A 20,070-nucleotide genomic window follows, 5' to 3' on the forward strand; every position below is an offset into this window, starting at 1 on the left:
ATACAACGCCATCGATAATCGGAATGCGATGGAGTTCACCATGGCGCAAGACATTGAAACCATCGGCATTGCGGATCTGTTCGGGCCGCCCTCGCCCACCCGCGACCGCGCGGACGCCAGCATCATGGCCGCCGCTTCGGGGATAGGCTTCATGGCGGTCCGCGATTTTCCCGGCGACGCCTGGCTGACCCCGGACGGCAGAGCGCAATTGCTGCGCATCTTCGCCCTTCCGGACACCGAGAAGCAGAAATTGCTGCGCTGGAATTTCGATCGCAGCAAAAAGAACGTCTATCGCGGCTGGTTCCCGCTGCAGCCGACAGCCGTTTCCTACAAGGAAGGCATCGACATGGGGCCAGACCTCGCTGACACGGCAGGCGTTTCGGCATCCGACGATCCGCTGTGCGAGCCGACACCCTTGCCGGCCGAAGACGCCCTGCCCGGCTGGCGGGCGGCAGCCGCCGATTACTACGGCGCGATGGAGACAGTCGGCAACGCGCTGATGCGGTCGATCGCGCGCGGGCTCGGGCTGCCGGAAACGATCTTCGATCCCTATTTCGAGCATGGCATCTCGACGCTGCGCCTGATCCGCTATCCCCTGCGCGATGCCAATGCCGGCATCGACATCAGCGGGCCTGACTTCTCGGTGGTCCATAAGGGGGAGACACGCACTATCATCGGCCGCGAGCATGCCGATTCCGGTTTTGTCACCTTGCTGGCGCAGGACGGCGTCGAAGGCTTGCAGGCAAAAAACCTCGCCGGCGATTGGATCGACGTGCCGCCGGCCAACGGCACGCTGGCGGTCAATTTCGGCCAGTTGCTGGAACGCTGGACCGGCGGACGTGTGCGGGCGACGCGGCACCGGGTGATTGCGCCGAAGACGGCCCGGTATTCGATCCCGTTTTTCTATGAGCCGCGTGTCGACGCCGAGATCGCGCCCTTGCCACTGAGCGGCGCGGAGGCTTTCGAACCATTTCTCTATGGTGACTATCTCTGGGAGTCGGCGACGAATTTCGTCGAGATGAGCGGCATCAAGCATCTCAGGCAGCCGCGCCGCGCCGAGGCTTCCTAAGCCGGGCGCGGTCGTCGTCAGGGCGGTCCGAATTCAGAGTGTCTTGGCGAGGTCTTCGAGCTGGTCGGTGCACTGGCCCCAACCCGTGTGAAAACCCATCGCCTCGTGCTGTTCGCGGTCGGCGACGCTCCAGTGGCGGACGCGCGCGATGTAGCGGGTCTTGCCCTCGCCTTCGTCCTCGAAGGTCAGCACGCCGGTCATGAACGGCTTTTCCGATGGCTCCCACGCCTGCGTGTAGGCATCGGTGAAGACGATCTTCTTGCCGGGAATGATTTCCAGGAAAACGCCGGGGTTGGGAAACTCATTGCCGTCGGGGCCGGCCATGATGACCAGGCTTGAGCCGCCGGTGCGCACATCCATTTCGGCGCGCGGCGTCGTCCACGGCTTTGGCGCGAACCACTGCGTCACCAGTTTCGGGTCGGTCCAGCAGCGATAGACGTTCTCGCGCGGCGCATCGATGATGCGGGCGACAAGCAGTTCGCGGTCATTGGCGGGGGCGATATCGAGCTTGGTGGTCACGGTGGTCTCCTCGGGTTTGATCTGGCTTCCGTCCCAAGGACGAGCCGACAGAACGCAACCCGACATGGCCAGCGAAAAAACTCCAGAGATGATGTGCTGGGAGAACCGCGAACCGAGCTCGTGTCAGTGGCGCTTGGCTTGCACCAGGTAGGCGTCGATCTCGGTCTCGCCGAGCCACTTGGCCGCTTCCAGGCGATGCAGGCCTTCGACCAGGATATGGCGTTTGCCGTCGTGGCGAACCTGGATCGGCGTCTTCATGCCGTTCTCCAATATGTCCTCGGCGAGACTCCGCACGGTCTCGGGGTGCAATGTCTTCTTGCGCGCCGTCGGAACGTAGATATCGTCGAGCTTGACCTTCTGGACCCTGAGCATGCCTATCCCCGTGGCGGAAATGCCGCCTTCCCTGAGATAGTCCGTTTGCTGAAGGCGGCCAAGGGCGCGGCTAACGAATGCTGGCCTGATCGTTTCCATTTGACGCTTGGCTGGCAGATGGCCGAAATGGCGGCCTTCGATCCTTTCCGGTGTTCATGACCCATCTGCCGACCGAATTCCCCGATTTCGGACTGACGCCAGAGCAGCGCCGCCACGCGGTGCGCGGCCACTATTATGAATGGCCAGGCATGGATGGCGAGCGCGGCGAGATCTGGTGCTACAGCGACCGTTTTTCCTATCGCGCCGGGGAGACGGTGACGCTGCATGTCAGTTCGACGGCTCCAGCATTCAACATGGCGATCGTTCGTGACGGCGGAACCGAGACGAAAGTGTTCGAGAAATCGGGCATTGCGGCGGTCTGGCAGGACACGCCCGACCAATGTTCCGCCGAGGGTTGCGGCTGGGAAGCCGCCTTCGAATTCCGTGTCGAGAACGACTGGCCGTCCGGTGCCTATCGGGTGACGCTGACCGCCGCTGGCCATGATGGCAAGCCGATCCACAGCCACCACCTTTTCATCGTCTCTCCTCAACCCGGCAAGAATCCTGGCCGTGTGCTGCAGGTGGCGGCGACGGGCACCTGGCTTGCCTACAACACCTGGGGCGGTTCCAACCACTATCAGGGCATCACCGGGCCAAACCGCGACCAGTACTCGCCCATCGTGTCGACACAGCGCCCCTGGTGCCGTGGCTTCGTCGTGCTGCCGAAAGACGCGCCGCGCGTGCCGCTGGAGGTCGCCGTGCCGCCGAAAACGGTGCCGCGTTATCCGCATATGGAATGGGCGCTGGCCACCGGCCATTCGAAGAAATACGCGTCGTCCGGCTGGGCAAGCTACGACAGCCACTTCTTCCGCTTCGCCGAGCGGGCCGGCTATGCCGTCGATCTGGCGAGCCAGCACGATCTGCATTTCTCGCCGGAGATTCTCGACGGCTATGACTGTGCCGTCTTCGTCGGCCATGACGAGTACTGGACCTGGGAAATGCGCGACGCGGTCGACACCTACGTCGAACGCGGTGGCCATGCGGCGCGTTTTGCCGGCAATTTCATGTGGCAGACGCGGCTGGAAGACGAGGGCCGCCGCCAGGTCTGCTACAAATACCGCGCCCGCGCCGAGGATCCCGCCTATCTCCAAGGTGGCGACGTGACACGTGCCACCAATTCCTGGGAAGCACCGGAAATCGGCCGGCCGGGTTCGGCGACCTTCGGGCTCAACGCAACGCGCGGTGTCTATGCCGGCTGGGGCGGCTGCGCGCCGCGCGGTGTGCGTGGTTTTCCGGTCTACCGGCCGGAACACTGGGCCTTTGCCGGCACCGGCATCTATTATGGCGACCTGCTCGGCGCCGACAGCCATGTCTATGGCTATGAGGTCGACGGGCTCGACTTCGAGATACGAGGCGGCCTGCCCCACCCCACATCAGACAGCGGTGCGCCTGATGGCCTACAAGTGTTGGCCGTCGGCATGGCCAGCCAGGTGGAGGAAAGCGCCGACATTCCAATCGAGGACCAGTTCCTCACCGACGAGGATGGCCGCTTCACCGCTGAGACGCTGTTCGGCGAGGCGAGCGACGCCAACCTCGAAAAAGTCAAACGCGGCAACGGCATGATCGTCAATTTCCCACGCGGTAAGGGCGAGGTGTTCCACGCCGGAAGCTGCGAATGGGTGGCCGGCCTGCTAAGACAAGACCCGATGGTCGAACGCGTCACCCAAAATGTCCTCGATCACTATCTCGGAAAGTCCTGACATGTCGAAAGTCCAGCCGCAAACCGCTGAAACCGAAGCTAGACGGGAATCGCATCTGTTCTATCTGTCCAGCCTGCGGCGGCCGCTGATCGACCGCGCCGAAGGCATCTATATGTGGACGCAGGACGGCCGCCGCTTCATCGATGGCTCGAGCGGGCCGATGGTCGCCAATATTGGCCACTCCAACCGCAATGTGCTCGACGCCATGAAGCGGCAGATGGACCGCGCCACCTTCGCCTACCGGCTGCATTTCGAGAACGAGCCGGCCGAGGAACTGGCGCGTGAACTGGCCGGCAAGCTGCCGGAAGGCATGGACCGCATCTTCTTCGTCTCCGGCGGCTCGGAGGCGACGGAATCCTGCATCAAATTGGCGCGGCAATGGGCCGTCGCCACCGGCCAGGCCAGCCGCTGGAAGGTGATCACCCGCTTTCCCTCCTATCATGGCGGCACGCTGGGTTCGCTCTCGATCACCGGCGACGACGCGCTGTCAGAGACCTTCGAGCCGATGATGCGGGTGATGCCGACCGTGCCGGCGCCGACCGCCTGGCGCGACCGCGACAACCTTTCGATGGAACAGCGCGGCGTGCGCTATGCCGACATGCTGGAGGAGAAGATCCTCGCCGAAGGGCCGGAGAGTGTCGTCGCCTTCATCATGGAGCCGATCGGCGGTGCTGCGACTGCGGCACTGGTGGCGCCGGACAGCTATTATGCGCGCATCCGCGAGATCTGCGACCGCTACGGCATCCTGCTCATCCATGACGAAGTGATGAGCGGCGCCGGCCGCACCGGCAAATTCCTCGGTGGCGATCACTGGAATTGCAAGCCTGACATCGTCGCACTGTCGAAAGGGCTGGGCTCGGGCTACGCCCCTCTCGGCGCGCTGGCGGCCCCAATGCGGCTGGTGCAGCCGCTGCTCGCCTCCGGCGGCTTCCAGCATGGCCACACCTATGCCGGCAATCCGCTGGCTTGCGCCGCCGGCCTTGCCGTGCTCGGCGAGATGGACCGGCTTGACCTGATCGCCAATGCCGCCGCCATGGGCGATGTGCTGATGGACGGGCTGAAGGGACTGGCGAAGCGCTTTCCCTTCATCGCCGACGTGCGCGGCAAAGGCTTGCTCACCGGGGCCGAGATGGTCGCCGATCCGGAGACGCTGCGGCCGATCGACCAGAGCAAGAAAGCCACGCAGCGGCTGCTCGACCTTGCCTATGAGCGCGGGCTGATCATCTATGGCCGCAGGGTCAAGGGCGGTGTCGACGGCGACAATTTCATGGTCGCGCCGCCGATGATCGTCACCAGCGAACAGGTCGGCGAGATCGTCTCCATCATCGGCGACTCGCTGGAGGTTCTGGCCGCCGAGCTCGACCTGCCGGTCGAAGGCCGGGGCTAGAAGAATGGCGTCGCGAAAAGTCATCATCACCTGCGCCGTCACCGGCTCGGTGCACACGCCGTCGATGTCACCCTATCTGCCGGTCACCCCGGACCAGATCGCTGCCGATGCCATCGCCGCGGCCGAGGCCGGCGCCTCGATCCTGCATCTGCACGCCCGCGATCCCAAAGATGGCCGCCCAACCGCCGATCCGGACGTCTACATGCAGTTCCTGCCACGCATCAAGCAGGCGACCGATGCAGTGATCAACATCACTACCGGCGGCTCCTCGCTGATGACACTGGACCAGCGGCTGGCGGCTCCCTTGCGGGCCGAGCCTGAAATGTGTTCGCTCAACATGGGGTCGATGAATTTCGCGCTGTTCCCGATGCTCGACAAGCCTAGGGAATGGCAGCACGAATGGGAGCCGAAGCTGCTCGAAGCCACCCGCGACACCATCTTCAAGAACACCTTCGCGGACATGGAGGGCGTGCTGGAAAGGCTGGGCAAGGGTTGCGGCACCCGCTTCGAATTCGAATGCTACGATGTCGGCCATCTCTATTCGCTGGCGCATTTCCGCGACTGCGGCCTGGTGTCGGGACCGCTGTTCATCCAGTTCGTGCTCGGCATCCTGGGCGGCATCGGCGCCGATCCGGACAATCTCGTCCATATGAAGCGGATCGCCGACAAGCTGTTCGGCGACAGCTACCAATTCTCGGTGCTGGCCGCCGGCCGCCAGCAGATACCACTGATTTCGATCGCCGCGGCGATTGGCGGTAATGTCCGTGTCGGGCTGGAAGACAGTCTCTATGATGGCCGCCAGCTGGCGAAATCCAACGCCGACCAGGTGCGCCGCATCCGTGGCATTCTCGACGGCCTGTCGCTGGAGGTTGCCACGCCAAGTGAAGCGCGCGAGATGCTGGCTCTGAAGGGTGGCGACCGGGTAGCTTTCTAGAGGCAAGGGAGGAGCTGATATGGAAAGGGTTCTCGTCTCCGCCTGCCTGCTCGGCAGTCACGTCCGTTATAACGGCTCCTACAGGCTCATCAGTCATCCGGTACTGGTGCGCTGGCAGGCGGAGGGACGGGTCGTGCAAATCTGCCCAGAGGTTGCCGCAGGTTTCTCAACGCCACGTCCTCCGGCGGAAATTCGCGGTGCAGGCGATGGCCGCGCGGTGCTTCACGGCCAGGGTCGAGTGGTCGAGCAGACGGGAAATGATGTGACCGCAGTTTATCTCGAAGCCGGGCAGCTTGCGCTCGAACTCGCGCGCGAAACGGGATGCCGCTATGCGGTTCTTACCGATGGCAGTCCCTCCTGCGGCAGCAGCTTCGTGTATGACGGCGGTTTTGCAGGAAAACGGGTGACCGGTCGTGGTACGACCACCGCGTTGCTGGAAGCGAACGGCATTCGCGTCTTTTCGGAAGACAGTATCGGCGACCTTGATGATCTCCTGAACAAGCCCGGTTCAGCCGAGACCACGGCCTGATCCATGGCAGACAAGATCCAGACAGCCACCAGCGATACCGTCATCCGCCACGGCACCATCGACGACGTCGACACCATCCACGCCGCACTCTTGCGCCTCGGTACCCATATCGGCGCGCATCAGGAGATCACCTCCACACCCGATGACCTCCGCCGCTACGGCTTTGGCGAAAAGCCTGCCTTCTCCACCTTGATCGCCGAAGTGAGCGGCAAATTCGCCGGCCTGTGCCTGCATTTTCCGATCTTTTCGACCTGGATGGGGCGGCCCGGCGTCTATGTGCAGGACCTTTATGTCGAGGACCGGTTCCGTGGCCGCAAGATCGGCGAGCGCCTGCTGCGGCGCGTCGCCGCGGACTGCCGGAAAGAAGGCGGCGTCTATCTCAGGCTGTCGGTCGACACCGACAATGAGGGCGCCAAGGCCTTCTATGAAAGGCTGGGCATCGCCTGGTCGAGTTACGAACAGACGCAGAAAATCCTCGGCGAGGCCTTTTTCGCCTTCGCCGACGCGCTGGATGGGGATCAGGAATGAAAGCCTTTTATGCCGAGGAGCAGAAGCGACACGACCCCAAGGCCTTTCTTTCCAGTGGTGCGCCGCAGCCCAATCCGGAAAAACCCGAGCGCGTGGAGAGATTGTTAGCCGGCGCAAAATCTGCCGGCTGCGCCATCGAGCGGCCACGCAATCACGGCCCCGGTCCGGTTTCGGCGGTGCATACGCCCGAATATCTCGACTTCCTCGAGCATATTTTCGAGCGCTGGCAGCGCATCGATGGCGCGTCTGCCGAGGTCATCCCCAACATCCATTCGATCGCGCGCAACGGTTCCTATCCGGCCTCGGCGGTTGGTCAGGCTGGTTACCATATGGCCGACACCGCTTGCCCGATCTCGGGCGAAACCTGGCAGAGCGCGCTGTGGAGCGCCTGGAGCGCGGTCGAGGCGGCTGAAGTCGTGATGGCAGGCGCGCCGGCCGCCTATGCTTTGTGCCGCCCGCCCGGCCACCATGCCTTTGCCGATGTCGCCGGCGGCTTCTGCTTCATCAACAATTCGGCTGTTGCGGCGCAGGTGCTGCGCAAGCAGGCGGCGCGTGTGGCGATCCTCGATGTCGACCTGCACCACGGCAATGGCACGCAAGGCATTTTTTATGCGCGGCCCGATGTGCTCACCGTCTCGCTGCATGCCGATCCGGTGCGCTTTTACCCATTTTTCTGGGGTCACGCCGACGAACGAGGCGAAGGCCCGGGCCTCGGCTATAATTTCAACCTGCCCTTGCCGCGCAAATCCGCCGACGCGGCGTTTCTGGAGGCGCTTGGCGTTGCGTTCCAGCGTATCCGGTCCTTCTCGCCAGACGCGCTTGTCGTGGCGCTTGGCCTCGACGCCTTCGAGGGCGATCCGTTCGGCGGACTTTCGGTGACGACGCCAGGCTTCTCGCGCATTGGCGAGGCGATTGCAGGGCTCGGCCTGCCGACGGTCATCGTCCAGGAAGGCGGCTATCTCTGCGACGAACTGGGCGACAACCTCACCGCCTTCCTCACCGGTTTTGGCGGCAAGGCGCGGTAGCGATTTAAGCAGGCGTCAGGATCGCTGCTGCCTGAGCATGGCGATGACCCTGTGCACGCTCTCCAGCGTCTCGTCGATCTCGGCCGCCGTGTTGTAATGCGCGATACCGATACGCACAACGCCCTGGTCGGCCGGAATGCCGAGCTGGTGGACGATCTCCCAGGCGTAGTTATGGCCGGACCACAGGAAGATGTTTTCGGCATTCATCTGCCGGACGATCGTTTCCGGCACGATGCCGTCGACGGTGAACGAGACCGTCGGCACGCGATCACCGAGCCGTTTCGGATCGGTGATGCCGCGAATGGTCAGGCCTGAAATGTCGGACAGGCCATCGATCAGCCTTTGCGCCAGCGGGTTTTCATAAGCGACGGCAACTTCGAACGCCTTGGCGATTTTCTGTCTTCTTGAACCGCCCTCGCCCGTTGCCGCACCCAGTTCGGCAAAGTAGTCGACCGCCGCCGTGAGCCCGGCCATCAGCTCGATCTGCGGCGTGCCGAGCTCGAACCGCTCCGGCAGACCATTGGACGAACAGCGACATTTGTAGGGTTTCAGGCCATCGATGACATCACGCCGTCCCCACAAAATCCCCATATGCGGGCCGAAGAATTTGTAGGCCGAACAGATCAGGAAATCGCAGCCGAGATCCTTGACGTCGATCAGGCCATGCGGCGCGAACTGGACGGCGTCGACATAGACCAGCGCGCCGGCCTGTTTTGCGATGGCAGTCAGGGACTTAACCCGGTTGATCGAGCCGGTCAGGTTCGAGGCATAGTTCAACGCGACCAGCCGTGTCCTGTCCGACAGCAGCCCGGCCAGCGTCGCCTCTTCGACCTGCCAGCTCTTTTCATCGAATGGCAGCCAGCGCACGACGAGGCCGAGGTCCTCGGCCAGTTGCAGCCAGGGCGAGACATTGCCCTCGTGATCCATGCGGGTGAGGATGATCTCGTCGCCGGGCTTCAGTGTGCGGCCGAGTGTGCGCGACATATGATAGGTCAGCGTCGTCATGTTGGCGCCGATGATGATTTCCTCAGGGCTCGCCGCACCGAGGAAATCGGCCATCGCCTGATGTGCCTCATCGACGACGGCCTGCGCCGCGATCGTCGTTTCGAAATAACCGCCGAGATTGGCGTTGGTGGTGAGGAGGCAACGCGACACCGCATCAGCGACTGCCTGCGGCACCTGCGTGCCGGCGGGGTTGTCGAGATAGATGCGACGGCGCCCCTTGTCGGTCAGGGAAAGCGCTGGAAATTTTCCACGCACGGCCTCGATCGGAAAGTCCACCATCGTCTCCACCCTCTGTTATCCCTGATAATTCTATCGCCGAGCGGATCAAGGGCAGGGATTGCCGACCCGTTGATGGATCGCGTCCACCGCCTTCTGCATCTCCTCGGTCCAGACCACATCGACCGAGGACAATGCCATTTCGAGCTGCGGAATGGTCGTCGCACCGATGATGTTCGAGGTCACGAAGGGCCGGCTCGACACATAGGCATTGGCAAACAGCGCCGGCTCCAGACCAAAGGACCGCGCCAGTTCATTGTATTCGAGCAGCGCTTCGGCGGCATTCGGTGTCTCGTAGCGCTGGCCGCGATTGAACAGTTGCGAGCGTGAGCCCTGCGGGCGCGCGCCATGGTCGTATTTGCCTGAGAGGTACCCCTGCGCCAGTGGCGAATAAGGCAGCAACGACACTTCCTCGCGCTCGCAGACCTCGGCGAGGTTCACCTCGAAGGTACGGTTGACGAGATTGTAGGCGTTCTGGATCGAGGCGACGCGCGGGCCGATCCCTTTGTCGGCCTCGGCAAGGTATCGCATGACGCCCAGGAGCTCTCGTTCGAAAGGCCGAAATGGCGGATCTTTCCTGCCTTTACCAATTCATCGAACACGCCAAGCGTCTCGGCGATCGGCGTTTCGTTGGCCGGTGCGCCGTCGGCATCGGCACGCCGCGCCACCGCCCCGACACGCGTCGGGTTGGCGCCCCAGGGGATGTCCCGTTCCGGCCAGTGGATCTGGTAGAGGTCGAGATAGTCGGTGCCGAGCTTGGTCAGCGATTTGTCGATGGCGTCAAAAATATCGGCGCGCACCAGTTGCGACGGCCTGTCGCCGCGAAACCAGTCGCTGGCCGTGCGGCCGACGACCTTGGAGGCAAGGATCACCTTGTCGCGGTTGCCCTTGGCCTTCATCCAGCTGCCGATGATCTTTTCCGTCCGTCCCTGTGTCTCCGCCTTGGGCGGGATCGGGTAGAGCTCTGCCGTGTCGATAAAATTGACGCCGCGCGAAAAGGCCAGGTCCATCTGCGCGTGGCCTTCGGCCTCGGTGTTCTGCTGGCCCCAGGTCATCGAACCAAGGCAGATCTGAGTAACAAGAAGATCGGTCCGACCGAGACGGCGTTTGTGCATGGAATTCTGCTCCGGAGGGAAAGCGTGCGCGGCTACGCGGGGAGGAAGCCGCATCTATAAGGAAAGCGGAGGCGCTCTCCAAGCCTCGGCAGACCGACTTTTGCTGAGCCAGTAGCGTGTTAGCGCCGAGCACCGGCCACGGCGCGGCGCTTGGCCTCGTCGATCAGCATGTTGGCGACCTGCATGCGGATCACGGCGCGCTGGCGCAGATGCGGGGCGACGCGATCGGGGTGGTTGGTGAAAGCAAAGCTGCGGCGCATGCGGCCGAAATCGGCGGCGCTCTTGGACTGGTTCAGTCCCAGTTCGGCGGCAATCGATTCCGGATCGATCGGCGGCAGTTTTTCCTCGGGCTTCGGGTCCTCGGCAGCCAGGGCCAGCTTGGCGTGTTCGAGCAAGGCGGCGAATTCGCTCGCCAGATCAGCACCGGCCTCGCGATACTCGGCGGCCGACACCTTGATGCGGCCGGAATGGAGTTCATCGGCGACCGAGAGATAGTCGAACGGAATGGACGGACGCGCGCCGGCCTCGTCGCCCTCGATGCCGTCGCCCTTGTCGGAGGCAACGAAGAGGTCGTCGAGCAGCGAAGCGAAATCACGCTTGGCGCTGGTAGCGATGTCAGCCTCCCCCTTGCCTGACTGTCAGGTTTGCAGACCATAGAACCGGCTCGTTAAAAATACATACCACCGATCTTAATGAATTTAGCCATTCGAAGGATCGCGTCCGGCCCTCAAACAAAAAGCCGGACTGCATTTTCATGCAGCCCGGAAATTCGCCAGGAGTGGCGAGGAAAAACTGGCCATGTGCCAGCGTCGAAGCCTACGGTTCGTGCCGCGCAGAAGTTTCAGGGAGCCGCAAAAAAAATTTTATGAAAATCATCCGGACATAGCAGGCATGCAAATGCTGCACTGCACAATTGTCACGATTCACCTATATTGGCTGGCGTGGAGGACCAACCTGGAGCCTGAACCATGGGTTTCTTCACGGAAATGTTCGCCCGGCCGCGCCCGCAGGAACATCTGAGATATCGCGCAGCGCTCGCGCTGCTTCACTCGATGAGCAATGCCGACCGCGCCGATATCGGCATCAAGCCCGCCGATTTTCCGCGCATCGCCCGCGAAATGTCCATTCGCTAAGTAGGTTGCAAGATGTCCCGGATTGATCCGGGACATCTCAAAGCCTAGTTCTCAAAGTTTAGTTCTCAACGCGATCCCAGGAATGTCGCCTTGCCCAGCGGCACGCCATTGTGGCGAAGGATATCGTAGGCGGTGGTGAGGTGGAAGTAGAAGTTGGGCATGGCCACATGCAGCAGATACTGCATGCCGCCCAACGTCGTTTCGCGGCCACCAAGCTTCAACTCGATAACCTTGTCGTCGGAACCGTCGATATCGGCTGGCGAGAAAGTCGCGAGAAGCGCGAGCGTCTTGGCTATCCGCGCTTCGAGATCGGCAAAGCTTGCCTCATTGTCCTCGTATTTCGGCACCTCGCGGCCGGCGAGCCGCGACGGCGCGCCCTTGGCATGGTCGGTAGCGATCTGCACCTGCCGGGCCAAAGCGAACATGTCGGGTGCAAGTCGCGCCGTCAGAAACACCTGCGGGTCGATCTTGCGGTCAAGCGCATTCTGTTCGGCAGCCGCCAGCACACTGGAAAGTGCTTTCAGCCTGGCTGAAAACACGGGCACGGATGCCTCATACATCGATATCGTCACGTCAAATCTCCCTGTCCGGCCTGAACGGCGGCGCAGGGGACCTAGCGCCTGTGCGCACGATTCTTCAAGCGCCGTGGGCTCCGCGTCACCACGTCGCCGCAATCGCTGTGGTAGAATTTCCGTTATCGAGCGGAGATTCCCGATGAGACGCGTCCTTCTGGCAGCGACTGCCCTTTTCTCCCTTGTCATATCTGGCCAAGCGGCGCTGGCCGCCGACGACGCGCCCGAAGCGCCCTATGTCGACGACCGGTCGAGCGCAGAGGCGGTCATCCGCTCGCTCTACAGCGCCATCAACCGGCACGAATTCGCCCGCGCCTGGGGGTATTATGGCGATGCAAAGCCGGCTAAAGATTTCGACAGTTTCGTCAAGGGCTATGACGGTACCGACAAGGTCGAAGTCACGACCGGTGCTATTTCAGACGATGGCGCTGCCGGCAGCATTTTCTACAACGTCCCGGTCGCCATCCGTGCCACCGACAAGAGCGGCGGCGAAAAGGTCTTTGCCGGCTGCTACACGCTGCGCCAGGTGAATGCGCAGATCCAGGCCGCGCCGCCCTTCGATCCGATCCACATCGAAAAAGGCGCGCTGAAACCCTCAACCGCCGATTTCGAGGAGGCTGTGCCGCCAAGCTGCGGCGATGGTCCGCCGCCGCCAAAGAAGGATACGGCACTTGAGCAGGCCAAGAAGGCCTTTCTGGCGACCTATGGCGACCAGTGCGACAAGGACCTTGTGGCCAATGAGCCGGGAAGTTTTTCGATCAAGTACAAGGACAAGAATGCGCAGCCCGGTGATCCGGACAAGGAAACGCGGCTGTTTCATTTTTCCTGTGCGGCCGCCGCCTACAATGAGAACTCGATCTACTATATGACGGATGAGGTCGACGGCGTGCGGCAATTGCAGTTCGCCGAACCGGAGACCGATATCCGTTACGAAAACAACGACAGTGACGGCAAGCTGTTGAGCGTGACGGTGATCGGCTTCCACACCACGGGATGGGCCACCAACTCCGACTATGACCCGGACGCCCATACGATCACCACCTTCAACAAATGGCGTGGCGTCGGCGACGCCTCCGACTCCGGCACATATTTGTTCCGTAACGGTGATTTTTCGCTGGTTCAGTATGACGTCGACGCGTCCTATGATGGCGAAGAAAATCCGCAGACGATTGTCGACTACAACACCGCACCCTGAAGCGCGATGCGCTTCAGGCTTTTGTCCTTTTGTATCAAGGCGCCTTCGACAGCATCCAGTTCAGCGTGCCGCGCCAGTCGACCATGCGGATCGGAGTGCCGTGCGTGCCGGTCTCGAAGCGGACGAAGCGGGTCGGATAGGGATAGGCCTTCGATTTGGCGATGATGGAGCGGAAGAAGGCTTCCTGGTTCGCCACGGGAAAGACCACGTCATGGCTGCCCTGGCCGAAGAAGACCGGGACATGACGCCTGAACGCGGGACTGCCAAGAAAACTGTCGTCCCACAGCGATCCGAGTAGCAACAGCCCGTTTATGCGCCGGCCGGTGTCGTTGCGCGCGGCAAGCTTCCAGCACAGCGCGCCGCCCATCGAGCCGCAGGCGACGAAGATCTTCGCGCCTGGCGACTGTTCGGCGTAGTGATCGATCAGGGCGGCGACCTGAGCCGCACCCTTGTCGCCGAAATCGGTAAAGTCCGGGGTGAGATAGAGACCACCATTGCCGGCCATCAAATTCTTGATGCGGTTGAAATTGCCGCCGAAAGTGAAGTCGTCGACGCCCTGCTTGCGGCTGCCGCCCTGCCCGTGCAGATAGAGCACGATCATGGCGGCGCCTTCCGTCTTGCCGACGGCGACATGCCGGACATCGCCTGCATCGGTCTTCAGCAGCAAATCCTGCTGAACCTTGCGCACGCCGGTGTCGGTGTATTGGGCATGCACGCGCTTTTCCGGCACCTCGTCGCGCTGGTTGATGTCGCGCATCTCGCGGTAGTCGATGACGGTGTAGGCGCCGTTGCTGTCGGACGACAGCGTGGCCGGATAGGCGAAGAGATCGTCCTTGAAGGGCTTTAGTTCGAGCGCATTGGCGTGGGCGGCAGAAAACAGGAAAAATAGCGAAATCAGAAAGGCTTGGAGCGCGACTGCCCCCCTCTGGCCTGCCGGCCATCTCCCCCTCAAGGGGGGAGATTGGCAGCTTCCGCGCTCCGCCTTTCCTCGTGGCGTTGGTGATTGGCGAAATCGCCGGAGACATCCGATCTCCCCCCTTGAGGGGGAGATGGCCGGCAGGCCAGAGGGGGGTAGAAGCGCAAACGTAGACGGAAGAAAAGCCATACCGCAGGCTTGCGTAATTCGGCCCGGGTTTGTCAATCCTGCAGCACGCCGCCGGCGCCTTCGAGCGCCTCGCGGGTGTCGACATCGACAGACGCGCCCTCACCGATCTCGACATCAATGACATCGAGCCCTTCGGCCTCGACCAGATGGCGTGCGCCGGTATCGCCTTCGAGATGAGCGATGGCCGGAAACAGCGAGCGCGGCAAAAGCACCGGGTTGCCGCGTTTGCCCTGATGCGAAGCGCGGACCACCGAATTGCCTCCAGCCTTGCGGAAGGCATCGATCAGCCGGTCAAGATCGTCTGACACAACGCCAGGCATGTCGCCCAGAACGATCATCACGCCGGCCGTGTCTTCGGGCAGATAGGCAATACCGGCCTTCAGCGACGTGGACAGGCCATCGGCGAAATCCGGATTGTCGGCGAAGGTCACATCCAGCCCCGCCAGCGCCGTACGCACCCGCTCACGCTGATGACCGGTGACGACGATCGTGCCCGAAGCCTTCGATCCGAGCGCGCGCTCGGCGGTGCGGCGCACCAGCGGCTTGCCGTCGAACAGCGCCATGAGCTTGTTCGGTCCGCCCATGCGGCTCGACCGACCAGCCGCCAGAAGCACGGTGGCGACCTTGAGCCGGCTTTTGGCCGGCAGCGGTTCGCGCGGCTGTGGCCGTGTCGGGATTTCCATCAGCAGTCCGCCGACCCCCATGCCGGCGATGTCCTTCGCGGTAACGTCGAGGCCGGCAACCAAACGGTCGAGCACCCAGTCGAAGCCGTTTTCCTTGGGGCTGCGGGCGCAGCCAGGCGCACCGATGACGCGCTTGCCGGCAAGGGTACCGAGCACCAGCAGATTGCCGGGATCGACCGGCATGCCGGCGCGGATGACAGTCCCGCCCGCCATCTCGATCGCCGCCGGAACGACATCGGCGAAATCGCTCATCGCCGAGGCGCCGAAAATCACCACCATGTCATTGTCGCGCGCCAGCGAGGCGGCGGCCTCTGCCACCGGCGCGATCTCATGCGGCGTGCGGCGCTCCGCCGTCAACCGGCCGCCCGAACGCGCCAGCCGCGCTTCGGTGACGCGCAGCGTCTTGTCGAGCACACTGGGCTTGATGCCCGGCAGAACCGTCTGGATGACACCGACGCGCACCGCCTGATAGGCGTTGACGGCAAAGATCTCGCCGCCGGCACAGATTTTCGCGACCGCATCGACCAGCGCAGAGCTGACTGCGAACGGGATGATCTTCACCGTCGCGACCATCTGACCCTTTTCGACCGGCGCATGCCGCGCCAGCGTGGCAATGGTGATGGCAGGATCGACGGCGTTGATGGCGTCAATCTTCGAAGCATCGACCGTGAAGACACCTGATGCCTTGGCGTGGAGATTGACGCGGCCGGTGGCGGCAGGCTTGGCCTCGATGCCGCTGAAAATCATGCTCTCGGCAATTCGTTGCGCCGCGGCGTCCTCGCCGAGATCGTCCGAGGAAAGCACGGCTGCAACAACCAGCGAGACGCCTGCCTGCTTGAGTATGGAGACGTCTTCGGCGCTCAGCCTGTGCGCCTTGCGAAAGCGCCTTTCGCCGGCGGTGGTGGCATGCGCCAGCACCGCACCTACGGCCGCTTCAATCGGGATTGGGCCGAATTTCACGCGGCTACGCCCTTGGCATCGAGGCCGCGCGAGCGGAAGGCGTGGATCGCCTGCGCCAGTACCGCTACAGCAATCTCGGCGGGGCTCGCGGCGCCAATGTCGAGCCCGATCGGCGCATGAATGCGGGCGATCTGGTCGGCGCTCGCGCCCAGCGCCAGCAAGCGCTCGACGCGCTTGGCGTGCGTCTTGCGGCTGCCAAGCGCCCCGACATAGAAGCAGTTGGCGTCGAGTGCCGCCTTCAGCGCGAAATCGTCGATCTTCGGGTCATGGGTGACGGCGGCGAGTGCGGTGTAGCTGTCGAGCGGCTGGCGCGTCAGCACATCTTCCGGCCACTCGGCATGCAAGGCGACATCGGGAAAGCGGTCGGGCGTCGCAAAAGCGGTGCGCGGATCGATGATCTCCAGGGGATAACCGGCAATCCTGGCCATCGGCGCCAGCGCCTGGCTGATATGGACGGCGCCAATCACCACGAGGCGTGGCTGCGGCAGATGCGCGTTGAGAAGAAGGTTCGCCCTTCCGCCTCGACGGAACCGGAATTGCCCGACCGAAATGCCTTGGCGATCGCGGCTCCAAGATCGCCGGCGACCTGGTCGCCCTCGCGCACGATGCGGTCGCGACCGTCACCGAGATCGGTGACGAGGATCGCCGCGCGGCGGGCACGTCGTTCGGCATTCAAAGTTTTTAAGGCGTATGGATCCATCTGAGATCAGCCCAACCGCTCGACATACACCTTGATGCGGCCGCCGCAGGACAGGCCGACCTGCCAGGCGGTTTCGTCAGCGACGCCGAATTCGAGCATTTTGGCTTTGCCTGAGTCGATCACGTCGATCGCCTCGCTCACCACCGCACCCTCGACGCAGCCGCCCGAGACCGAGCCATGGAAATTACCTTCGGCGTCGATGACCAGATGGCTGCCGACCGGGCGTGGCGCCGAACCCCAGGTCTCGACCACAGTGGCAATGGCGACATCCTTGCCGTCCTTCATCCAACCTTCCGCGATGATCAGGGGATCGCGGGCCTCATCGAGATAGATGCTGTTGTCCATGATCGCTTCTCTCAGAGTTTGTTTTTCAGGATACGAAACATATGGTTATGCCGCGTGCCTCCCGCCAGCATCCATCCATCGCCGCGGATCGACAGACTGTGCCGATTTCTTGTCGAGCGAGGCGCAGAGATCGGCGAGCGCATCGAGATTGTGGACCGAGCGGAACTCATCGACATGCGGCAGCATCGCCTTGACGCCGCGGGCGCGCGCCTGAAAACCGTCAAAGCGCAGCAAGGGATTGAGCCAGATCAGCCGCCGGCAGGATTTGTGCAGCCGCTCCATTTCCTCGGACAGGCCGGCGACATCGTCGCGCTCCAGCCCGTCGGTGATCAGAAGCACGACCGCGCCCTGCCCCAGCACGCGCCGCGACCATACCAGGTTGAACTCGGCCAGCGTGTCGCCGATGCGCGTGCCGCCCGACCAGTCCTTGACCGCCGCCGAACAGTCGGCAAGGGCGGCATCGGGATCGCGGTGGCGCATTTGCCGGGTCAGGTTGGTCAGCCTGGTGCCGAAGACGAAGGTGTGCACGCGGCGGCGTTTTTCCGTCAGCGCATGCAGGAAATGCAGGAAGATGCGCGTGTACTGGCTGATCGAACCGGAAATGTCGGCCAGCACCACCAGTGGCGGATGGACTTCGCGGGCCGAGCGGAATTTCGGCAGGATCAGTTCGCCGCCGGTGCGCGCGGCCGAGCGCATCATGGCGCGCGGGTCGATGCGGCGGCCATGCGCATCGGCCTTGAAGCGCCTGGTCCGCACCATGTCGAAAGGCAATCGCAGCTCGGCGATGGCCTTCTTGGCATCGGCCATCTCGGCGGCGTTCATCTGGGCAAAATCCTTAGCCCGCAACACCTCGTTGCCGGAAAAGGTAAAGCGGGCATCGACCTCGATCTCAGGAACTTCCTGAGGTGGCTGGTTTTTCTGATGGCCTTCGAACATCGCCTGGCTGACGCGGTTTTCGGCCGCGCGCGGCTTCTGCTTCTCCCTGGCGTCAGGCGCCACCGGCGAGAACATCGCCAGCATCTTCTCGATCAATTCGCGCGATTTCCAGAACAGCCGGAAGGCTTCGTCGAAGACCGGGTGATCCTCATGCCTGGACACCAGAACCGCGTGCAGCGTCCAGTAGAAATCGTCGCGTGAGCCGATGCCGGCAGCCAGCACCGCCTCGATGGCATCCTTGACCGAGGCCGGCCCGACCCGCATGCCTGCCTTGCGCAAGGTGCGGGCGAAATAAACGATGTTGTCGGCGATGCGCCCGTCCGGCGTCGCCTCTCTGGGGTCGGCCTCTTTGGGGTAAGCACCCGGCGCGTTCATGGCCGCTACTGCGCCGCCGCGAGCTCGGCCTTGACCTCGTCGAGGATGCGCCGGCCCTCGCCCGCACCGATGCGGGCAATATCGTCCTGGTATTTCAACAGCACGCCGATCGTGTCGGACACGGTTTCGGGATCGAGCGCCACCTTGTCAAGCTCGGTCAGCGCGCCGGCCCAGTCGATGGTCTCGGCAACGCCCGGCACCTTGAACAGCTCGATCTGGCGCAGCTTCTGGATGAAGGAAACCACCTCAGCCGAAAGCCGCTGGTTGGCCTGCGGCACCTTGCGGCGAACGATCTCCAATTCGCGCTCGGCATTGGGATAATCGACCCAGTGGTAGAGGCAGCGCCGCTTCAGCGCATCGTGGATCTCACGGGTGCGGTTGGTGGTGATGATGACGATCGGCGGTTCTTCGGCCTTGATGGTGCCGAGCTCGGGCACCGTCACCTGGAAGTCGGACAGGATTTCGAGCAGGAAGGCTTCGAAGGCTTCGTCGGTGCGGTCAAGCTCGTCGATCAGGAAGACCGGGGCTGCCCCCGTCTTGCCGGTCAGAGCATCGAGCACCGGGCGGCGGATCAGATATTTTTCAGAGAAGACGTTGCGCTCCATGGCGGAGCGGTCGACCTTGCCGGCCGCCTCCTCCATCCGGATCTCGATCATCTGCGCGGCATAATTCCACTCGTAGACGGCGGAGGAAACGTCGAGCCCCTCATAGCACTGCAGGCGGATCAGCCGGCGGCCAAGCGCGCCAGCCAACACCTTGGCGATCTCTGTCTTGCCGACACCGGCTTCGCCCTCGAGGAACAAGGGGCGGTTCATGCGCAGCGACAGGAAAAGCACGGTCGCCAGCGACCGGTCCGCCACATAATCCGCGCCGGTCAGGAGATCGAGCGTCTCGTCGATCGTCCGTGGCACGGGGCGCGGTTTCAGTTCGGTCATTCTTTCTCCGTGAACGCCGCCGCTCCGCTGTCCAGGACGTGATAGCCGCGGGCGTGGTAGATCAGCGGCCGCAAATTATCGCCCATACGCAGGCCTGTCACCTTGCCAAAAAGCACACGATGGGTGGCCAGGTCCTTGGTGTCGATCAATTCGCAGTCGAACACGGCGAGTGCGCCCTTCAGCGTCGGTGCACCGGTGGAAATCACATCCCACTCACCGAGTGCGAAACGCTCTTCAAGCGGCAGGCCGGTGATGCCGGAAAAGCCGATCGACAGCGGCTCCTGATGCGAGGCCAGCGTGTTCAGGGCGAACCGGCCGTTTTGCACGAACAGCTCATTCTTGGCATTTTCACGGTTGAGACAGACCAGAATGGTCGGCGGCGTGTCCGATACCGAACAGGCGGCAATCACCGTCGTGCCGCGCTTGCCGGCGGGCCCGTCGGTGGTGACCACATGGACGTGGCCGGCAAAATGGCTCATCGCGTCGCGATAGGCCTGCGGCCCAATATCGTTCTTCTTCAGCACCGGGAATATTCCATGGCCAGTATCGTCCTGACATATATGGCCAGACATG

21 protein-coding genes and 2 pseudogenes are annotated in these 20,070 nt (G+C 63.0%); 10 read left to right on the forward strand and 13 right to left on the reverse strand.

The window, feature by feature from the left end:
* The first annotated feature begins 40 nt into the window (after positions 1 to 40).
* A complete protein-coding gene (locus AC0V7N_RS25620; RefSeq protein ID WP_496627354.1) occupies positions 41 to 1,069 on the forward strand; it encodes a 2OG-Fe(II) oxygenase family protein in 1,029 nt (342 codons plus the stop codon).
* A 33-nt stretch (positions 1,070 to 1,102) separates the two neighbouring features.
* Here AC0V7N_RS25620 and AC0V7N_RS25625 read toward each other — a convergent pair whose 3' ends face one another.
* Positions 1,103 to 1,588: an SRPBCC domain-containing protein gene (locus AC0V7N_RS25625; protein ID WP_496627355.1), complete on the reverse strand. Its 486-nt coding sequence runs from the start codon at positions 1,586 to 1,588 to the stop codon at positions 1,103 to 1,105.
* A gap of 123 nt (positions 1,589 to 1,711) precedes the next feature.
* A complete protein-coding gene (locus tag AC0V7N_RS25630; RefSeq protein ID WP_172234816.1) occupies positions 1,712 to 1,960 on the reverse strand; it encodes a ParB N-terminal domain-containing protein in 249 nt (82 codons plus the stop codon).
* A 155-nt stretch (positions 1,961 to 2,115) separates the two neighbouring features.
* On the opposite strand from AC0V7N_RS25630, the gene AC0V7N_RS25635 reads away from it, so the two are divergent.
* Genes AC0V7N_RS25635 through AC0V7N_RS25660 form a run of 6 tightly spaced genes read left to right on the forward strand, consistent with a single transcriptional unit; the run spans position 2,116 to position 8,162 of the window.
* Positions 2,116 to 3,759, forward strand: coding sequence for a N,N-dimethylformamidase beta subunit family domain-containing protein (locus AC0V7N_RS25635; protein WP_475451057.1), 1,644 nt, complete (start codon positions 2,116 to 2,118; stop codon positions 3,757 to 3,759).
* A 1-nt stretch (position 3,760) separates the two neighbouring features.
* Entirely contained in the window at positions 3,761 to 5,146 is a 1,386-nt protein-coding gene (locus AC0V7N_RS25640; RefSeq protein ID WP_475451058.1) for an aminotransferase family protein, read from the forward strand.
* A gap of 4 nt (positions 5,147 to 5,150) precedes the next feature.
* Positions 5,151 to 6,080, forward strand: coding sequence for a 3,5-dioxohexanoate:acetyl-CoA acetone transferase (gene kce / locus AC0V7N_RS25645; protein WP_475451059.1), 930 nt, complete (start codon positions 5,151 to 5,153; stop codon positions 6,078 to 6,080).
* A gap of 19 nt (positions 6,081 to 6,099) precedes the next feature.
* Positions 6,100 to 6,609, forward strand: a complete 510-nt coding sequence (locus AC0V7N_RS25650) for a 2-thiouracil desulfurase family protein (protein WP_475451060.1) — start codon at positions 6,100 to 6,102, stop codon at positions 6,607 to 6,609.
* A gap of 3 nt (positions 6,610 to 6,612) precedes the next feature.
* Positions 6,613 to 7,137 (forward strand): GNAT family N-acetyltransferase, encoded by a 525-nt coding sequence (locus AC0V7N_RS25655; protein ID WP_475451061.1) that lies wholly within the window; start codon positions 6,613 to 6,615, stop codon positions 7,135 to 7,137.
* Positions 7,134 to 8,162 (forward strand): histone deacetylase family protein, encoded by a 1,029-nt coding sequence (locus tag AC0V7N_RS25660; protein ID WP_475451062.1) that lies wholly within the window; start codon positions 7,134 to 7,136, stop codon positions 8,160 to 8,162. Before AC0V7N_RS25655 ends, AC0V7N_RS25660 begins: the two co-directional genes overlap by 4 nt.
* 15 nt (positions 8,163 to 8,177) lie before the next feature.
* Here AC0V7N_RS25660 and AC0V7N_RS25665 read toward each other — a convergent pair whose 3' ends face one another.
* The 3 genes and pseudogenes from AC0V7N_RS25665 to AC0V7N_RS25675 all read right to left on the reverse strand — a co-directional run bounded on the left by AC0V7N_RS25665 (position 8,178) and on the right by AC0V7N_RS25675 (position 11,097).
* A complete protein-coding gene (locus AC0V7N_RS25665; protein WP_475451063.1) occupies positions 8,178 to 9,446 on the reverse strand; it encodes a cysteine desulfurase-like protein in 1,269 nt (422 codons plus the stop codon).
* A gap of 45 nt (positions 9,447 to 9,491) precedes the next feature.
* Positions 9,492 to 10,558, reverse strand: a pseudogene (locus tag AC0V7N_RS25670) (aldo/keto reductase).
* Positions 10,559 to 10,677: 119 nt separating this feature from the next.
* Positions 10,678 to 11,097, reverse strand: a complete 420-nt coding sequence (locus tag AC0V7N_RS25675; RefSeq protein WP_475460485.1) for a hypothetical protein — start codon at positions 11,095 to 11,097, stop codon at positions 10,678 to 10,680.
* Here AC0V7N_RS25675 and AC0V7N_RS25680 point away from each other — a divergent pair.
* Together AC0V7N_RS25680 and AC0V7N_RS25685 are read left to right on the forward strand one after the other, a co-directional pair.
* The gene (locus AC0V7N_RS25680) at positions 11,026 to 11,193 is read left to right on the forward strand and encodes a hypothetical protein (RefSeq protein WP_475451065.1); all 168 of its coding nucleotides are present in this window, start codon (positions 11,026 to 11,028) and stop codon (positions 11,191 to 11,193) included. The two genes, AC0V7N_RS25675 and AC0V7N_RS25680, sit on opposite strands and share 72 nt — an antisense overlap.
* A gap of 333 nt (positions 11,194 to 11,526) precedes the next feature.
* On the forward strand, positions 11,527 to 11,691 hold the full coding sequence (locus AC0V7N_RS25685; protein WP_081294723.1) for a hypothetical protein: 165 nt from the start codon (positions 11,527 to 11,529) through the stop codon (positions 11,689 to 11,691).
* A 65-nt stretch (positions 11,692 to 11,756) separates the two neighbouring features.
* On the opposite strand, the gene AC0V7N_RS25690 is transcribed toward AC0V7N_RS25685, so the two are convergent.
* Positions 11,757 to 12,263, reverse strand: coding sequence for a DUF1993 domain-containing protein (locus AC0V7N_RS25690; RefSeq protein ID WP_475451066.1), 507 nt, complete (start codon positions 12,261 to 12,263; stop codon positions 11,757 to 11,759).
* A 142-nt stretch (positions 12,264 to 12,405) separates the two neighbouring features.
* Between AC0V7N_RS25690 and AC0V7N_RS25695 the strand changes: the two genes are divergently transcribed.
* Positions 12,406 to 13,458: a DUF1176 domain-containing protein gene (locus AC0V7N_RS25695; protein WP_496627357.1), complete on the forward strand. Its 1,053-nt coding sequence runs from the start codon at positions 12,406 to 12,408 to the stop codon at positions 13,456 to 13,458.
* Between the two features lie 34 nt (positions 13,459 to 13,492).
* Here the strand turns inward: AC0V7N_RS25695 and AC0V7N_RS25700 are convergent, their stop codons facing one another.
* The 7 genes and pseudogenes from AC0V7N_RS25700 to AC0V7N_RS25730 form a co-directional block, all read right to left on the reverse strand.
* A complete protein-coding gene (locus tag AC0V7N_RS25700) occupies positions 13,493 to 14,410 on the reverse strand; it encodes an alpha/beta hydrolase family protein (RefSeq protein ID WP_475451068.1) in 918 nt (305 codons plus the stop codon).
* Positions 14,411 to 14,595: 185 nt separating this feature from the next.
* Positions 14,596 to 16,206, reverse strand: a complete 1,611-nt coding sequence (locus AC0V7N_RS25705; RefSeq protein ID WP_475451069.1) for an NTP transferase domain-containing protein — start codon at positions 16,204 to 16,206, stop codon at positions 14,596 to 14,598.
* A pseudogene (locus AC0V7N_RS25710) lies at positions 16,203 to 16,906 on the reverse strand (XdhC family protein). Before AC0V7N_RS25710 ends, AC0V7N_RS25705 begins: the two are co-directional and overlap by 4 nt.
* Before the next feature lie 6 nt (positions 16,907 to 16,912).
* Positions 16,913 to 17,251, reverse strand: coding sequence for an XdhC family protein (locus tag AC0V7N_RS25715; protein WP_023734542.1), 339 nt, complete (start codon positions 17,249 to 17,251; stop codon positions 16,913 to 16,915).
* A 45-nt stretch (positions 17,252 to 17,296) separates the two neighbouring features.
* Entirely contained in the window at positions 17,297 to 18,562 is a 1,266-nt protein-coding gene (locus tag AC0V7N_RS25720) for a vWA domain-containing protein (RefSeq protein ID WP_475451072.1), read from the reverse strand.
* A 5-nt stretch (positions 18,563 to 18,567) separates the two neighbouring features.
* Positions 18,568 to 19,497: an AAA family ATPase gene (locus tag AC0V7N_RS25725; RefSeq protein WP_475451073.1), complete on the reverse strand. Its 930-nt coding sequence runs from the start codon at positions 19,495 to 19,497 to the stop codon at positions 18,568 to 18,570.
* Entirely contained in the window at positions 19,494 to 20,021 is a 528-nt protein-coding gene (locus AC0V7N_RS25730) for a flavin reductase (protein ID WP_475451074.1), read from the reverse strand. Before AC0V7N_RS25730 ends, AC0V7N_RS25725 begins: the two co-directional genes overlap by 4 nt.
* Positions 20,022 to 20,070: the final 49 nt, after the last annotated feature.

This window comes from Mesorhizobium kamtschaticum (assembly GCF_056174585.1).

Coding starts and splice junctions, on each gene's coding strand:
- AC0V7N_RS25620 (WP_496627354.1), top strand. CDS start 41: ATGGCGCAAGACATTGAAACCATCGGCATTGCGGATCTGTTCGGGCCG.
- AC0V7N_RS25630 (WP_172234816.1), bottom strand. CDS start 1,960: ATGCTCAGGGTCCAGAAGGTCAAGCTCGACGATATCTACGTTCCGACG.
- AC0V7N_RS25635 (WP_475451057.1), top strand. CDS start 2,116: ATGACCCATCTGCCGACCGAATTCCCCGATTTCGGACTGACGCCAGAG.
- AC0V7N_RS25640 (WP_475451058.1), top strand. CDS start 3,761: ATGTCGAAAGTCCAGCCGCAAACCGCTGAAACCGAAGCTAGACGGGAA.
- kce (WP_475451059.1), top strand. CDS start 5,151: ATGGCGTCGCGAAAAGTCATCATCACCTGCGCCGTCACCGGCTCGGTG.
- AC0V7N_RS25650 (WP_475451060.1), top strand. CDS start 6,100: ATGGAAAGGGTTCTCGTCTCCGCCTGCCTGCTCGGCAGTCACGTCCGT.
- AC0V7N_RS25655 (WP_475451061.1), top strand. CDS start 6,613: ATGGCAGACAAGATCCAGACAGCCACCAGCGATACCGTCATCCGCCAC.
- AC0V7N_RS25660 (WP_475451062.1), top strand. CDS start 7,134: ATGAAAGCCTTTTATGCCGAGGAGCAGAAGCGACACGACCCCAAGGCC.
- AC0V7N_RS25665 (WP_475451063.1), bottom strand. CDS start 9,446: ATGGTGGACTTTCCGATCGAGGCCGTGCGTGGAAAATTTCCAGCGCTT.
- AC0V7N_RS25680 (WP_475451065.1), top strand. CDS start 11,026: ATGGAGTTCATCGGCGACCGAGAGATAGTCGAACGGAATGGACGGACG.
- AC0V7N_RS25685 (WP_081294723.1), top strand. CDS start 11,527: ATGGGTTTCTTCACGGAAATGTTCGCCCGGCCGCGCCCGCAGGAACAT.
- AC0V7N_RS25695 (WP_496627357.1), top strand. CDS start 12,406: ATGAGACGCGTCCTTCTGGCAGCGACTGCCCTTTTCTCCCTTGTCATA.
- AC0V7N_RS25715 (WP_023734542.1), bottom strand. CDS start 17,251: ATGGACAACAGCATCTATCTCGATGAGGCCCGCGATCCCCTGATCATC.
- AC0V7N_RS25720 (WP_475451072.1), bottom strand. CDS start 18,562: ATGAACGCGCCGGGTGCTTACCCCAAAGAGGCCGACCCCAGAGAGGCG.
- AC0V7N_RS25725 (WP_475451073.1), bottom strand. CDS start 19,497: ATGACCGAACTGAAACCGCGCCCCGTGCCACGGACGATCGACGAGACG.